Annotated in this window: 11 protein-coding genes; 9 read left to right on the top strand and 2 right to left on the bottom strand. The window is 47.1% G+C overall.

The annotated features are described in order from the left end of the window. The first annotated feature begins 118 nt into the window (after positions 1-118). The 6 genes from pnp to AABK39_RS12655 all read left to right on the top strand — a co-directional run bounded on the left by pnp (position 119) and on the right by AABK39_RS12655 (position 6,876). Positions 119-2,338: a polyribonucleotide nucleotidyltransferase gene (gene pnp / locus AABK39_RS12680; RefSeq protein ID WP_338391724.1), complete on the top strand. Its 2,220-nt coding sequence runs from the start codon at positions 119-121 to the stop codon at positions 2,336-2,338. Positions 2,339-2,577: 239 nt separating this feature from the next. Continuing rightward, positions 2,578-3,441, top strand: coding sequence for a sigma-70 family RNA polymerase sigma factor (locus AABK39_RS12675; RefSeq protein WP_338391723.1), 864 nt, complete (start codon positions 2,578-2,580; stop codon positions 3,439-3,441). A 250-nt stretch (positions 3,442-3,691) separates the two neighbouring features. Then, entirely contained in the window at positions 3,692-4,633 is a 942-nt protein-coding gene (gene trxB, locus AABK39_RS12670; protein ID WP_338391722.1) for a thioredoxin-disulfide reductase, read from the top strand. A gap of 3 nt (positions 4,634-4,636) precedes the next feature. Continuing rightward, the gene (locus tag AABK39_RS12665; RefSeq protein WP_338391721.1) at positions 4,637-5,647 is read left to right on the top strand and encodes a M23 family metallopeptidase; all 1,011 of its coding nucleotides are present in this window, start codon (positions 4,637-4,639) and stop codon (positions 5,645-5,647) included. A gap of 9 nt (positions 5,648-5,656) precedes the next feature. Further along, on the top strand, positions 5,657-6,430 hold the full coding sequence (gene bshB1, locus AABK39_RS12660) for a bacillithiol biosynthesis deacetylase BshB1 (RefSeq protein WP_338391720.1): 774 nt from the start codon (positions 5,657-5,659) through the stop codon (positions 6,428-6,430). 59 nt (positions 6,431-6,489) lie between these two features. Further along, complete coding sequence (locus AABK39_RS12655) at positions 6,490-6,876, top strand: putative signal transducing protein (protein ID WP_338391719.1); 387 nt, start codon at positions 6,490-6,492, stop codon at positions 6,874-6,876. Positions 6,877-6,918: 42 nt separating this feature from the next. On the opposite strand, the gene pepE is transcribed toward AABK39_RS12655, so the two are convergent. Next, the gene (gene pepE / locus AABK39_RS12650; RefSeq protein WP_338391718.1) at positions 6,919-7,614 is read right to left on the bottom strand and encodes a dipeptidase PepE; all 696 of its coding nucleotides are present in this window, start codon (positions 7,612-7,614) and stop codon (positions 6,919-6,921) included. A gap of 251 nt (positions 7,615-7,865) precedes the next feature. Here pepE and AABK39_RS12645 point away from each other — a divergent pair, with 251 nt between their 5' ends. Then, on the top strand, positions 7,866-8,264 hold the full coding sequence (locus AABK39_RS12645) for a response regulator transcription factor (protein WP_338391717.1): 399 nt from the start codon (positions 7,866-7,868) through the stop codon (positions 8,262-8,264). Positions 8,265-8,351: 87 nt separating this feature from the next. On the opposite strand, the gene AABK39_RS12640 is transcribed toward AABK39_RS12645, so the two are convergent. After that, the gene (locus tag AABK39_RS12640) at positions 8,352-9,029 is read right to left on the bottom strand and encodes an SCO family protein (RefSeq protein WP_338391716.1); all 678 of its coding nucleotides are present in this window, start codon (positions 9,027-9,029) and stop codon (positions 8,352-8,354) included. 151 nt (positions 9,030-9,180) lie between these two features. Here AABK39_RS12640 and AABK39_RS12635 point away from each other — a divergent pair, with 151 nt between their 5' ends. Together AABK39_RS12635 and AABK39_RS12630 are read left to right on the top strand one after the other, a co-directional pair. Beyond that, positions 9,181-10,254, top strand: coding sequence for a M20/M25/M40 family metallo-hydrolase (locus tag AABK39_RS12635; protein WP_338391715.1), 1,074 nt, complete (start codon positions 9,181-9,183; stop codon positions 10,252-10,254). Between the two features lie 112 nt (positions 10,255-10,366). Beyond that, a complete protein-coding gene (locus AABK39_RS12630) occupies positions 10,367-14,662 on the top strand; it encodes a dockerin type I repeat-containing protein (RefSeq protein ID WP_338391714.1) in 4,296 nt (1,431 codons plus the stop codon).

The raw sequence follows: 14,662 nt of genomic DNA, 5'->3' as shown, positions 1-14,662 counted from the left end.
TTATATTGAAAGGGATTCGACACGGAATCCCTTTTTTTGCTTCTATCCATCCCCTATTTGAGTTTGTCGCTCCGCGTACCTATAAACGAGTCGATAATTCCAAAACAAAGACTTTTCTATGTTACCCAATGTAGTTACCAAAAAAATCGATTTGCCTGACGGCAGAACGATCACTGTTGAGACAGGTAAGTTAGCGAAACAAGCTGACGGATCGGTAGTGGTTCGTTTGGGCGACACCATGTTGTTGGCCACTGTAGTCGCGCGAAAAGAGGCGATGGAAGGTTGTGACTTCATGCCTCTTTCTGTTGATTACGTCGAGAAGTTCGCTTCTGCTGGCCGTATTCCAGGAGGTTTTCTTAAGCGTGAGGGCAGGCTTTCGGATTTCGAAATCCTTACTTCCCGTTTGATCGACCGCGTGTTGCGTCCCCTTTTCCCTGATGACTACCATGCCGACACCCAGGTGATGGTTCAGTTGATCTCGGCGGACAAAGACGCTTTGCCGGACGGTCTCGCCGCACTCGCCGCTTCAGCCGCTCTTTCGGTTTCGGACATTCCGTTCAACGGACCGATCTCCGAAGTGAGGGTTATCCGCGCAAACGGCGAATATATTGTGAACCCGACTCCTGCCCAGATCGAGGAAGCGGACATCAACCTTATGGTTGGGGCTTCTGAGTCTGATATCATGATGGTGGAAGGCGAGATGAAAGAGGTTTCTGAGCAAGCTATGCTCGAAGGCCTTAAAGTGGCGCACGAAGCTATCAAGGGACAGTGCCGTCTCCAGACTGAAATGGCGGAGGAACTTGGCGTTGTTAAGCGCGAGTATTCGCATGAGGTTCACGATGAGGAATTGAAAGAGGAAATGTTCGATAAGCTTTACCAAAAAGTTTACGACGTATTCTCTCAGAGAATTTCTGACAAGAAAAAGAGACACGAAGCCATTCAGGCTGTCAAAGAGGAGTACATCGAGTCGCTCGGTGAGGATCACGAAGTGGATCTCGGACTCGTAGGTATGTACTTCCGTAAAATAGAGAAAAAAGCGGCCCGTAATTCGGTGCTTGACAGCAATATCCGTATCGACGGCCGTAAACTCAATGAAGTTCGTCCTATCTGGAGCGAAGTGGGGTATTTGCCTACTCCTCACGGTTCGGCGGTCTTTACTCGTGGCGAGACTCAGTCAATCTGTACAGTTACGTTGGGTACTAAGCTCGACGAGCAGATGATCGACAACGCCATGGTAACGGGGACTAACAAGTTCTTGTTGCACTATAATTTCCCTGGATTCTCTACCGGAGAGGTTAAGCCTAACAGAGGCGCTGGCCGTCGCGAGATTGGTCACGGTAACTTGGCTTACCGCGCTTTGAAAGAGGTTATTCCTCCGGAAGGACCGGACAACCCTTACACAATCCGTATCGTATCGGACATCCTCGAATCTAACGGATCGTCTTCTATGGCGACTGTTTGTGGCGGTGCTTTGGCGCTTATGGATGCGGGTATCCGTATCAAGAGCCCAGTTTCGGGTATTGCGATGGGTATGATCTCAGACGCCGAGACCGGACGCTATGCGGTTCTTTCCGATATTCTCGGAGACGAGGACCACTTGGGTGATATGGACTTCAAAGTAACCGGTACGGACAAAGGCCTTACCGCTTGCCAGATGGACATGAAGATCGACGGTTTGTCTTACGAAATTCTTGAAGAAGCCCTTTTGCAGGGTAAAGAAGGCCGTGAGCACATCCTCGACGAGATGAAAAAGACCATCGACGTGCCACGTGCGGACTACAAGCCGAACGCTCCGAGGTCTACCATGATGAGAATCGAGCGCGATATGATCGGGCCACTCATAGGACCTGGTGGAAAAGTTGTTCAGGAAATCCAGAAAACTACCGAGACTACTATCGTAATCGAGGAAGACGATCAGGGCGGTGTGGTGAATATTTTCGCTACGGACCAAGAGCGTATGGATAAGGCCGTGAACTGGGTGAAGAGCATTGTGGCTATGCCGGAAGTAGGCGAGATCTACGAAGGTAAAGTGAAGTCAATCATGCCTTTCGGTGCGTTTATCGAGTTTATGCCGAACAAAGAAGGTCTTCTTCATATTTCAGAAGTGAAGTGGGAGCGTCTTGAGACCCTTGAAGGAATTCTTGAGGTTGGCGAAGAGGTGAAGGTGAAACTTCTTGATATCGATAAGAAAACCGGTAAGTACAAACTGTCTCGCAAGGTATTGCTTGAGAAGCCTGAGGGCTATCAGGAAAGAAGCCGTGGCGGTGACAGAGGAGACCGTGGTGGACGTGGCGGAAACTTCCGTGGCGGAGACCGCAACCGTCGTCGTAACGACTGATTTTGAACCTAGAAGAATATATTTGTCAGGCGAAATTTTTTGCCTGACAAAATTTTGCCTACATGGCTTCGTTAATTGAGTGACCGCCGCAAAAAGTCAGTGATCCGGCGGGCCAAGTTGCTGAAAGTCTCCCCGATGCTCCGAAACTTTTCGGGCAAAAACATCGTATAAGACATGCGACTGGGGTGTATCATTTTTCTGACAGCTTCGTTAGGTAACTTTAAGAGAAAAATAAACGAATGAGACAGCTTAAGATCAGTAAGCAGATTACCAATAGAGAAAGTCAATCACTGGACAAATATCTTCAGGAAATCGGAAAGGTTGACCTTCTGACTCCGGACGAAGAGGTGGATTTGGCCAAAAGGATCCGTGAAGGTGACCAGCTTGCTTTAGAGAAACTGACCAAGGCCAACTTGCGTTTCGTTGTTTCTGTGGCGAAGCAGTACCAAAACCAAGGCCTTTCTCTCGGTGATTTGATTAATGAGGGTAACCTTGGCCTGATCAAGGCGGCTCAACGTTTTGACGAAACCAGGGGATTTAAATTCATCTCATACGCTGTATGGTGGATTCGTCAGTCTATTCTGCAGGCTTTGGCCGAGCAGTCTAGGATTGTACGTTTGCCTTTGAACAGGGTAGGTTCGTTGAACAAAATTTCGAAGACTTTCTCCGAACTTGAGCAAAAATACGAGCGCGAGCCTTCTCCGGACGAACTGGCCGAGGTACTTGAGGTAAACACCTCAGAGGTGGTTGACACCATGAAAATCTCGGGCCGTCACGTGTCTATGGACGCTCCGTTTGTACAGGGCGAGGAAAACAGCTTGTTGGACGTGTTGGAAAACGACACCGAAGAGAAGCCTGACCAAGAGCTTATGAACGACTCGCTTTGCCGTGAAGTTCAGCGCGCCCTTTCGACCCTCACCCAAAGAGAGGCTGACGTGATTAGCCTTTATTTTGGACTCAATGGCGAAAACGCCATGACGCTTGAGGAAATCGGCGAGAAATTCAATCTGACTCGCGAACGTGTGCGTCAGATCAAGGAGAAAGCTATCCGTAGGTTACGTCATACTTCCAGAAGTAAAGCTCTCAAGCCGTACTTGGGATAAGCTAAAAATATCATGAATAACGAAAGGTCTCCATTTTGGAGGCCTTTTTTTACGTCCTTTTGCTTTTTGCCGAAACCTGGCCGAGTTTCATCCGTATCCGTACTTTGTGTCGGGGCATATTCTTACGAATCGCCTTGTGGCAGATGATTTTATTGTATTTTTGTATAGCGCTGGAACCTATGAACCGAGAAGTTTGGCGTTATCCTTATATATGTAAGAAAAAGGTTAATAGACGATATTTTATCTAATCATGACTCAGGAAAAAGTTAAGGTTTTGATTTTGGGCTCGGGCCCTGCGGGATATACCGCTGCTATTTACGCTTCTAGGGCAGGTTTGAAGCCTGTATTGTATCAGGGAGGACAGCCCGGCGGACAGTTGACGATTACGAACGACGTTGAGAATTTTCCTGGTTATCCGGAAGGCATTAACGGCCCACAGATGATGATGGATCTGCAAAAGCAGGCCGAACGCTTTGACGCGGACATTCGTATCGGGTTGGCCACGTCGGTTGATTTTTCGGGATATCCGCATAAAGTCGTGATTGACGAGAAGCACGAAATCTTAGCCGATTCCGTAATTATTTCGACAGGAGCTTCGGCGAAGTGGTTGGGCTTGCCGTCTGAGGACGAGTATAACGGCAGAGGCGTATCGGCATGCGCTGTTTGCGACGGATTCTTTTACCGCGGGCAGGATGTGGTGGTTGTCGGTGCCGGTGATACCGCATGCGAAGAAGCCAGCTATCTCTCTAACATTTGCAATAAAGTTTACATGCTGGTCCGTCGTGATGAGATGAGAGCATCGACGATCATGCAAAAAAGAGTTGAGAATACCGCCAATATCGAAGTTCTTTGGAATACCGAAACTGATGAGGTTTTGGGCGACGAGAATGGTGTTACTGGCGTAAGAGTGAAAAACAAGGTTACCGGAGAGCTGAAAGAGATTGAGGCTACGGGATTCTTCGTAGCTATTGGGCATAAGCCGAACACCGATATTTTCGCTGATTATATTAATCTTGACGATGCGGGATATATCCTGACGACTCCGGGTACGGCAAAAACAAACGTGGAAGGCGTGTTCGCTTCGGGCGATGCTCAGGACAAACACTACCGTCAGGCTGTTACGGCCGCGGGAACTGGCTGTATGGCCGCTTTGGACGCTGAAAGATTCTTGGCAGAAAAAGAGCTTTCCTAAAATATGCGGACAAAAAGGTTGGTAATGGCGTTCCTGTGTGTTTTTGTCGTTGTAGGGGCAAATGCGCAGGACAAGCAGAAAAAGAAGAGGAAGGGCTGGTTTTCTTTTTTGAGAAAGAAGCCGAAAGTAGAGAAGCTTGCGGTGCCAGCCGACACGATTCCGGAGTTTTTTCCCGAAGAGTTTTCCTGGGACGTGGATTCCACGCTGAGGGAGGCGTTGGCAGTGGAAGACTCCTTGCCGGCACTCGAAGATGTGGAACCCTGCTTCTTCGATATTTCAGATAACTTGTCGATCGATTGCGGTTGGCTGGAAGCCCACGACTATTTTAAGAAGTGGGATAAAAGGAATATTAACCCCTATAAGATCGATGCGCTTAAGTTTAAAGATTCGTTGAGTCTTGAACTTTATAGGCAAGACGACAGTGTAGCGTGGAAATATCCGATAAAGGTATCTAAACTTACTTCCGATTTTGGATGGAGACGTTGGCGTTGGCACTACGGCGTAGATCTTCGTCTTAAGACCGGAGATCCGATTGTGGCCGCTTTTGACGGAATCGTTCGCTTGACGAGATATGATAGGAGAGGCTATGGCTATTATGTGCTTTTAAGGCATAAAAACGGCCTTGAAACGCTTTATGGTCATATGTCCAAGATCTTGGTAAAAGTAGGGCAGGAAGTCAAAGCGGGAGAGCTAGTGGGAAAAGGAGGCAGTACGGGACGTAGTTCCGGTCCGCACCTTCACTTTGAGGCTCGTTACGCAGGTTTGCCGATTGATCCGAAGAGAGTTTTTGACTTCTCGAAAGGAGAGATCAAGGGCGATACCCTAGAGGTGACGCCGGAAACGTTCGCTTATTTCAAAAAGATAAGACAACGGACTTATCATCGGATAAGAAGTGGCGATACGCTTTCTAGATTGGCGGTAAGATACCATACTTCGATTACGAAGATTTGCCGGCTGAACGGAATAAGTCGCAATAAGATCCTGAGAATAGGGCAACGTTTGCGTGTAAGATAAATAACTGAAATGGCGCACGAAATCGATCGTGCGCTTTTTATTTTGAGTAAAAGACTGATGTATAAAACGGATATATTGGTATTGGTGGCGCATCCCGATGATGCGGAATTGTCTTGCGGAGGCACAATCGCAGCTCATGTAGCCAAGGGACATCGGGTGGGGATCGTGGATTTGACTCGTGGGGAATTGGGTACCAGAGGAACTGCGGAAAGTCGGGCTAAAGAGGCTGCGGACGCCGCCAAAATCTTGGGCGTGGCTTTTAGGGAAAACTTGGGATTGCCTGACGGCTTTTTCGAGAATACGAAAGAGTATCAATTGGAAGTGGTAAAAGCTATCAGAAAGCACTGCCCGAAGTTGGTAATCGCAAATGCGGTCGCCGATAGGCATCCGGATCATTCCAGAGCCGCTGAGTTGGTGAAAACAGCTTGTTTCTTGGCTGGGTTGCCCAAAGTCGAAACGGAGTTGGATGGTGAGAAGCAAGAAGCGTTTCGTCCGGAAAACCTTTACCATATCCTGCAGACCGATTACATAAAGCCCGATTTCGTTTTTGATATTACTGAATATATGGACGTGAAGTTGGAAGCGGTAAGGGCGTTCAAGACACAGTTCCATATTCCCGATTACGACTCGGAAGAACCGCAGACCTTGATTTCGTCTCCGGAATTTATGGAATTTCTAAAAGCCAGGGCCAAAGAAATGGGACATTCCATTAGGACTGGATTTGGCGAAGGCTTCACAAAATCGAGAGAAATAGGCGTAAACGACTTGTTCTCCTTGTTGTAAGCATCCTTTTGGGAGTAAAAGCCGTAACTAATCATAACAAGGCTAAATTGGAGAATGTTATGAAAAAATTAGTTACTGTAGCGACATTCAATTTTCCGGCGGAGCTTTTGGTGATCAAAAGTCGGTTTGAGGCCGAGGGTATTCATTGCCATACGGTGGACGAGAATCTGGTTCAGGCCAATAATATGTATTCCGTGGCGATTGGTGGCGTAAAGCTTCAGGTACGCTTGGAAGATGAAAGGCGGGCATTGAAAATACTTGCCGAGATGGGATATTTGGAGCATCAGGCTGGCGTTGTTCCGCCGTACGTTCGGCGTTGGGACGCTTATACTGACAAAATTCCTTATCTGGGGGCGCTTAGTTCCGATCTCCGTATAATGATTATCCTCGCCGTTTTGGTGGTCCTTTTCGTTCCGATTCTTTTTGTAATGAACGGTTGGTTGTGACAGTGCCCGGAATTCCGGACACTGTTTGATTTTTTATCGAGATCAAACGATATCCTGATCAAGAAGAATCCGTTCCTCGTTTCCGTAAGTCAAGACTTTTCCTTCTTTTTTACCTTTGTAAACCATTGTTTCCCCTTCTACATGAAGCAATGTTCCCTCCGGCAAGCACACAACGGTGCTGTCCTGATTGATTTCCAAGTATTCGGCCAAGCGCATTTTTCTGGTTTCGCCTCCGTGGTTAGGCAAAGTGGCTTCCGTATAATGCGGATTGATTTGGAAAGGAATCAACGACAAGGCGTCGAATGACGGCGGGAATGTGATCGGCATGTCGTTGGTGGTTTTCACCGTCGGGCAGGCCATGTTTGAGCCGGCGCTCCAGCCTACGTATGGTGTACCGGAATTTAATTTTTCACGAATTGGCTCTACCAGTTTGTTTTTGTAAAGCTGGCTAAGCAATTCGAAAGTGTTTCCTCCTCCCACAAAAATCGCGTCGGCGTTTTGGATCGCTTTTACGGGATCCGTCGCTTCGTGGATTCCGGTGGCTTTCAGGCCGATTTTTCCCAAAGCTCCGTTGAGCCTTTCCGTGTATTCGTCGTAGCTGATAGTGATGCCGGCGTAAGGAACGAAAACGATATTTTTGAATTCGCCCGACATAAAATCGGCGAGATAATCTTTTGGCCAATCCAGATAATCTTCACCGGGATTGGTGGAGTTGCTAAGCAGAAGAAGTTTCTTCATTGGATTTTATAGAAAAAGAATTTAAAATCGAAAATATGGCGGTGCCGATAAATAATCGACCGTCTTCGAAATTAACGGAAAGAAAATAGACGGCTCAATCTTTTCTGAATTTTTATCAGTAAAATTTATCGCTTCAATTTTCCTGTATTTGTCTTAGTTGATTCGTTAGTTGATAATAAAGTACATGCAATGGTGGCTGTCTTTCCGTTTTCGCAAGGTATTTGCGAGACGATAGAAAAAACAGAAGGCAAATGGAACAGAAAAGCATTTACGTATTGGAGGAAAACAGAACGGAGGCGATGGTCATGAAATTGGCTTTTGACAAGTTGTCTGATGTCAATCTGACGTTCTTCACTTCGGGACAGGACGTACTGGCCCGATTGCATGAAAAGCCTGATGTGGTTATCTGCGATTTGATGATGAGCGGGATGGAAGGGCTGGAATTCGTCAAAAAAATCAGAAGGCTCTGTCCGGTTACCCAGTTTATCGTTATCTCCTCATACGGTTTTACGGACGTGATTCGCGAGCTTCAGAAAGTGGGGGTTTTCAATTTTGTTATTCGTGGCGAACACTCGCTGAGGTATATGAAGCAAAGGCTAGAGGACCTGTTGTTGGTGTTGCGTGCCGATAGCTCCGTTCACGACGCGTAAACGCAAGGTTCTTTACAAAAACAAAAGGCGTCACTTTCTGAGTTGGCGCCTTTTGTTTTGGATTCCCGGCTATCGGGACTGGTTTCTTTAAGATTGTCCTTCCGTATTCTTTTCCTCTTTTGTCTCCTGCAAAAGAAGATCGATATCGTTCATCAATTTGTCCACGGCTTGCGGAACGGTTCCGTCGTATTTACCGCGAATACGCCCGTGGGTGTCGATAAGCATAAATGCTCCGCTATGGATAAATCCTCCCGGAGCGTTTTTGTCTTCTTGGGCCGTAACGTAATAATGCTTTTCGCCCAGTGTATAAATCTCTTCTTTTTTCCCGGTGACGAATTGCCATTTCGGGGCTTTTACGTCAAGCTTTTCGGCGTAGCGTTTCAATACCGGAGGGGTGTCGTATTTCGTGTCGATAGAGTGTGACAACAGGCGAACCTCATCCGTGTTCTCGAAGCGCTGGTAAAGACGCAGCATCTGCGCCGACATTTTTGGGCAAATGGTAGGGCAAGTGGTAAAGAAGAAATCGGCGACATAAACTTTTCCTTCGAAATCTTTCTTGCTTACGGTTTGTCCTTCTTGGTTGGTGAAAGAGAAGTCAGGGATGGTTTGGTAGACGGTGTCGACTACCGTTTCCCCGTTTACGACTTTTTCCACGGTGGTTCTATGACCAAGAAAGGGAAGTTTGCGCTTGCCCGAACCGCAGGACATGAGTGTGACGGCGATCAGAAATGCGCTGGCGATGCCAAATGTTTTGACGTTTTTCATGGGTATTAGTCTTAAGGGCTTTCCGCTGTAAAAGTACGATTTTTAGGCGAATAACGTACATTTTTAGTCTGTTAGCCAAGCGGTTTTCTGTCGGTTGGCGCATAGGGAACGGACTTTGCTTCGGTTTGGTGAAATCCCAAACGAATTATTTATGGATAAGAAAAGTAAGACTTTCCTCTACGAATATTTGAACAATAACGCCCCCACAGGTTTCGAAACCGGCGGTCAGCGGCTTTGGATCGATTACGTGTCGGAATATGCCGACGAATACTTTACGGACACTTACGGAACGGCCGTGGCGGTAGTGAATCCGGAGGCCGAATTCAAAGTGGTGATAGAAGCCCACGCCGACGAAATCGCTTGGTACGTGAATTATATTTCCGAAAAAGGCTATTTGTACGTAATCCGAAACGGCGGAAGCGATTTCCAGATTGCTCCGTCGATGAGGGCCAAGGTACATACGGAGACAGGCGAGGTTTTGCCGGCGGTATTTGGTTGGCCTGCTTTGCATGTTAGGGAAAAAGGGAAAGAGCCTAAACCTACACAGGAAAACTTAACCTTGGACTGTGGCTGTACTTCCAGGGAGGAAGTGGAGGCGCTGGGGATTCATGTGGGAGCTGTGGTTACTTTTGATCAAGATTTGGCTGAGTTGAATGAAAAATTTTTGGTGGGAAGGGCCTTGGATAATAGAATCGGTGGATTTATGATCGCCGAAGTGTTGCGTCATTTGCGGGAAGAGAAGGTACACTTGCCTTTCGGGCTTTACGTCACCAATGCGGTGCAGGAAGAAGTCGGTTTGAGAGGTGCCTCGATGATAGCCCACAGGCTGAAGCCTAACTTAGCAATAGTCACCGATGTTTGCCACGACACTCAATCGCCTTTGTACAACAAGATAAAGCAAGGCGATATCTCGGCGGGAAAAGGACCTGTTCTGACAGTGGCGCCAGCGGTTCACAATAAGTTGTTGACAATTTTGCGGGAAACGGCCACCAAGCATGAAATTCCGTTCCAACGGGCCGCTTCGTCCAGGTTTACGGGCACTGACACCGATGCCTTTGCGTATTCGGGAGAAGGCGTGGCTTCGGCGCTCGTTTCGTTGCCCCTGAAGTATATGCACACTACGGTGGAAATGGTAGCGTTGTCCGATGTTGAGAATCTGGTGAAGCTGTTTTTTGAGTTTCTGAAAACCCTTGAGCCTGATATTGACCTGAAATATATCGGGTAAAAACAGTGACGCTTTCTTTTTTATATTTTGAAAATAGAATGTCTGTTCGTTGAGAGGTGAGTTTGCGATTGTGGAAAAGGGTTATTCCGGACGGGCGAAGCCATAAAACCGCATGAGAACATTAATACTCTTACTTTTCTTGACGTTTTCTTTCTTATCGCAAAGCCAAGGTCAAACGTTGCCTGAAGGTATTTTAGACGAGGCGAATACCTTGGTTTGGAAAGGAGGAAAAGGAAATTGGGATGATCTGTCGGGCTGGAAAAACTGGGACGGTAGCCAAGCGGCTCAATTGCCCGACGTAAATACCAGCGTTTATATCGCAGGTTTTTTTGATACTTTGAATATTTCCGAAAACGCTGTTTGTAAGGCGATTGTATTTGGTCGGGAGGTTCCAGGCAATAACGCGACATCCGCCGTCGGGGTCTTTCGTTTGAAGGAAAGCGCTGTTTTAGCGGCTAAAAAGGGCGTTTGGTTGGAAATCCAAAGTATGCCGAACAATGTAAGCTTAAGGATGGAGGCTGATTCCAAGTTTGAGTTGGCGGTGTGGTCACGGGAAAAAGCTCCTTCCAGCAGGGCTTACGCCTTTGGTTCTTATTCGTTCGCTACCACATCTAAACTGATTTTTTCAGGCGGGTCGTATTTTTATATGCATAGGACACAATCGGTTGAATATCCGAAAATCGAAGTCAAAGGCGATGAGAACGGAAAAATCACGAAAGTTGATTTACCGAAATATTTCAAAGTAAGAGACTTTTTGTGGCGAGCGAACCAACCCGATTTTGTGGAGAGGCAGTCGACAACCGTACATCTGAGAGGCGATTCGCTTGGAGGCTGGATGGCTACAGGAACGCTGAATTTGTATAAAACCGGAACGGTTTGGCTCTGGGGAAATGTTGACGCTGGGAGATTGTACGGAAAAGGCTCCGGAACTTCGGTTTTGGCATATGATGGAAATACTGAAGCGGGGGAGAAGCTGATTATACGTAAACTTTCCTCAAGCAAATTGGAGCTTTCCGAACACATAGGCGGAGAGATCGAATACAATAGCGATGAAGATTTGAATATTTTGCCCGGAGCGTATTCTGGGCTGACACTGGCCGGTTCTGGAAAAAGGGCATTCCCCACGGGGGAAGATGTGACTTTATCAGGAACGTTAGAGCTTCAGGATTCTGTTTTCTTTTCCGTTCCGAATGGCAGGGCGCTCCGATTGTCTGGCGATTGGATGGATAATAGGTCTTCGTTTCCCCAAAATGACGAAGGATTAGTTTTGTTGGAAGGCGAAAAAGATCAGACGGTTGGAGGGAATTTAAGAGTGCTTGTGGATTCCCTGAGGGTTTCAAAAAGTTCGGGTAAAGTGCGTTTGACTCAGGCGATGTCCGTCAAAGGGCGGTTGACTTTGCGCAGTGCGTCTTTGGTGGAGCTCGCTATGGGAGATTCGTCATGGTCGGTGAATGGTGACTGGTATAACTTGGGTGTTTTGGTTCGTAACGCCTCGGGACATGAGTCTGTTGTCGAGTTTTCAGGCGAGAATGTGGGGCAGGATATTTACGGTACAACCCGTCTGAGGAATATCCGGCTGAATAAACCCAAAGACAAGATTCTCACTATTCGTGATTCGCTGATAGTAACGCATTGTTTTGAGGTTAAAACGGAGGAAAACCGTGGCGGACGGCTGAATATCAAAGGCGAGTTCGTGCTGGATGGCGGGCCTGTGGGCAACGCTTATGTGGCGACTATTGATAATCCTGATAATTTCTCTTTCTATTCGGGCGAGGCGACGGTCAGGCGGTATCTGAAAGACAAACTTCAGGCTTGGTATATGCTCGGCCCTGTGACTTCGGGCTGGAAAGCCGGTGATTGGAATAAAAGCTTCCATATGAGTTTTCACAGCCGGGGAAGCATAACGTCTTTTAACCAATTCAAATACGGAAGCCGGTTTGGCGACGAAGGAGCCTTGGCCAGCGAATGGTGGACAAATATCACCAGTCGCACAACAACGGTGATGGCGGGTTTGGGTTATCGGATTTATATTTGGAATGACCGTCAAAACGCTAATAAGAAAGGTTTTAAAGGCAAGGCGATTGTCATAGAGGAAATAGGACGGTTTGTATTCGGATCGCACAGCGTGAGTATCAAACGTTCATATGGAAATTATCCGGATGGAGTTACGGCCAATACGTTGAATTACGGCTGGAATTTGCTTTCCAATCCTTACCCGAGCCCGGTTAGTTGGGAGAAATTATACGCTTTGCAAGATGCCGGAGCGGTTCAAAGCACGGCTTACCTTTGGGACGGCGCCAACAAATCGTACCGGGAATTGGTGGCGGGAGGCGTTTCCGTAAGCGGAGATCCGGACCAAAATATTATCGGGCCGGGCGATGCGTTTTTCATCTTCAAATTGAAAAAAGGAACTGAAGATTTCCTGTTTGAGGAAAGCGCCAAAGTTCAGCGGGCGGATATTCCCTTGTACCGTCAGGCCACTGCCGAAAAATTGATGCGTTTGTCCGTTTCCGACGAAAATGAATTTAAGGACTACGCCCTTGGGGTTTTTGATCGAGAGGTCGGAGAAAATCCATTGGAAGCGTTTAAGCTTTTCGATTCGGGTTTTGCCAATATCGGATTTTGGGACAAAGGCGATTTGGTGGGCGCTTACGCTCTGCGTACTTGGACTTTTGATCGTGACACTACGTTAAATCTTGTTTTCAATTCCGTACAGGACGGCGAGTTCCGGTTTGAGCTGGAATCGTTGCCTTTCCATTCCGAATTCGCGGAGGTTTTTCTGAAAGACAATAAGCTCGATACCTTGGTAAGCCTTAAGGAAAGAGCGCCTTATTTATTTGAAAAGTCGGCTTCTGATCCAAGTTATGACACTTTGCGTTTTGAGTTATTGTTGAAACGAGTTGAGTTGCCGTTGCTTGCTCCGAGTATTGAAAAGCGAAGGATTTTGAGTTTGGACACAATGAAGTGGCCCGTAGTGGCGACTCAATCCAAAATGTTGGACGCGTTTAGTTTTTCATTCTCTTACGATACCGATAACTGGGAATTCGTGGGCTTGCGAGGCGAAAGAGCGAGTGATTTTCTGACTGAAATTATAGATGGGAAAGTTACGGTGAGCTCAAAGACAGAGATCTCAATAAACGAGAATGATGTTTTGGTGACAGGAATGTTTCGGGCAAAAAAACTAATTGAAGGAACCGATAGCCGGACAAAACTTCATTTGGAAGGAAAATATGAATTAGGAGGAAGAAGCGAGACTTTCTTGATAAAAGGCTTCGGTAAAGAAGTGGAAATCTTGGAAGGGGCGAATGTTTCCGCCATAGTTGAAGGTAAGGGAAATGGCGGTATAAATTGGGAATGGTCATCAACGGGGGAAAGTATTGAAAGGGAAATAAAGAATGATTCACTCCGAATCCGCTTGGAAAAAGGCTCGGATCTGAAGCTGGAAGCGAAAACGGGTTTAGTAGACGGCTCTGAAGCGGGTGTTGGCGACTTGGTTTTGCTTCGAAGGCACATTTTGGGAATCAATGCGCTTGGCTCACGGGAAAAGTGGGCGGGCGATGTAAACGATGACGGCTTTTTGAGCACAAAGGATGTTGCGGAGATCCGGAATGTGATTTTGGGACTTGCGGAGTCGTTCAGCATGCCTGCTCGGGTGCTTTATAAGGAAGGGGATTCGTATTCGGAGAACTTTAACGGAACGGTTGAGAAAGATTCGGTCATTCGTTTTGAATTGGTGAAATCGGGTGAGCTGTTTCGGAGAGAAGACAGAAAAGAGGCGATGCCGACAGTTGAATTGGAATTTTCCGAAAAGAATACGAAAAACGGTCAGTATAGAGTCGCTTTGGCTCTGTTCGGAGTCACGGAATTTGAAGCGCTGACTTTCGGACTGAATTGGGATTCGGACAATATAAAACCGTTGAAAATTGAAGCTTCGGAGGGCGTTTATCTGAATCGTTCGGAAACGGCTTCGGGAAGGCTGAAGGTATTGTGGCAATCCGGCTATGAAATCACAAGGCAGGCGGGAGATACCTTGCTTTGGCTAACTTTTGAGAGCGTGGGCGAGCACGGAGGCGAACTGATGGTTGATGGTGGTGAGTTGATAGGGAATGGTTTGGAATCCATCGGGATTGTACCTTCTTTTATGGATCTTTTTCAAAATCTTGAAAGTGAGATCAGAATCGAAAACCCTGTGGGCGACAGGCTTAGGCTGTGGTTGCCTAGGGAATCCTCAGGCGACTTGGGAATGGTGTTGTGGAATGCGGAAGGTAGTCGGGTTTTTGAATTTTCGGGACAAAAAGAAGAAGGCGCCGATTATTTTGAAGTGAGTATCAACGCTTCCCCCGGAGTTTACAGGCTCAAAATAGAGTTGTCGGGAAAGCGTTTTTTTAGGACAATATTGAAGCAATGA

The sequence above is a fragment of the Fulvitalea axinellae genome (assembly GCF_036492835.1).
In the GTDB taxonomy this organism is placed as follows: domain Bacteria; phylum Bacteroidota; class Bacteroidia; order Cytophagales; family Cyclobacteriaceae; genus Fulvitalea; species Fulvitalea axinellae.
This window is presented reverse-complemented; position numbering and strand designations above follow the sequence as displayed.

Coding starts and splice junctions, on each gene's coding strand:
- pnp (WP_338391724.1), top strand. CDS start 119: ATGTTACCCAATGTAGTTACCAAAAAAATCGATTTGCCTGACGGCAGA.
- AABK39_RS12675 (WP_338391723.1), top strand. CDS start 2,578: ATGAGACAGCTTAAGATCAGTAAGCAGATTACCAATAGAGAAAGTCAA.
- trxB (WP_338391722.1), top strand. CDS start 3,692: ATGACTCAGGAAAAAGTTAAGGTTTTGATTTTGGGCTCGGGCCCTGCG.
- AABK39_RS12665 (WP_338391721.1), top strand. CDS start 4,637: ATGCGGACAAAAAGGTTGGTAATGGCGTTCCTGTGTGTTTTTGTCGTT.
- bshB1 (WP_338391720.1), top strand. CDS start 5,657: ATGGCGCACGAAATCGATCGTGCGCTTTTTATTTTGAGTAAAAGACTG.
- AABK39_RS12655 (WP_338391719.1), top strand. CDS start 6,490: ATGAAAAAATTAGTTACTGTAGCGACATTCAATTTTCCGGCGGAGCTT.
- pepE (WP_338391718.1), bottom strand. CDS start 7,614: ATGAAGAAACTTCTTCTGCTTAGCAACTCCACCAATCCCGGTGAAGAT.
- AABK39_RS12645 (WP_338391717.1), top strand. CDS start 7,866: ATGGAACAGAAAAGCATTTACGTATTGGAGGAAAACAGAACGGAGGCG.
- AABK39_RS12640 (WP_338391716.1), bottom strand. CDS start 9,029: ATGAAAAACGTCAAAACATTTGGCATCGCCAGCGCATTTCTGATCGCC.
- AABK39_RS12635 (WP_338391715.1), top strand. CDS start 9,181: ATGGATAAGAAAAGTAAGACTTTCCTCTACGAATATTTGAACAATAAC.
- AABK39_RS12630 (WP_338391714.1), top strand. CDS start 10,367: ATGAGAACATTAATACTCTTACTTTTCTTGACGTTTTCTTTCTTATCG.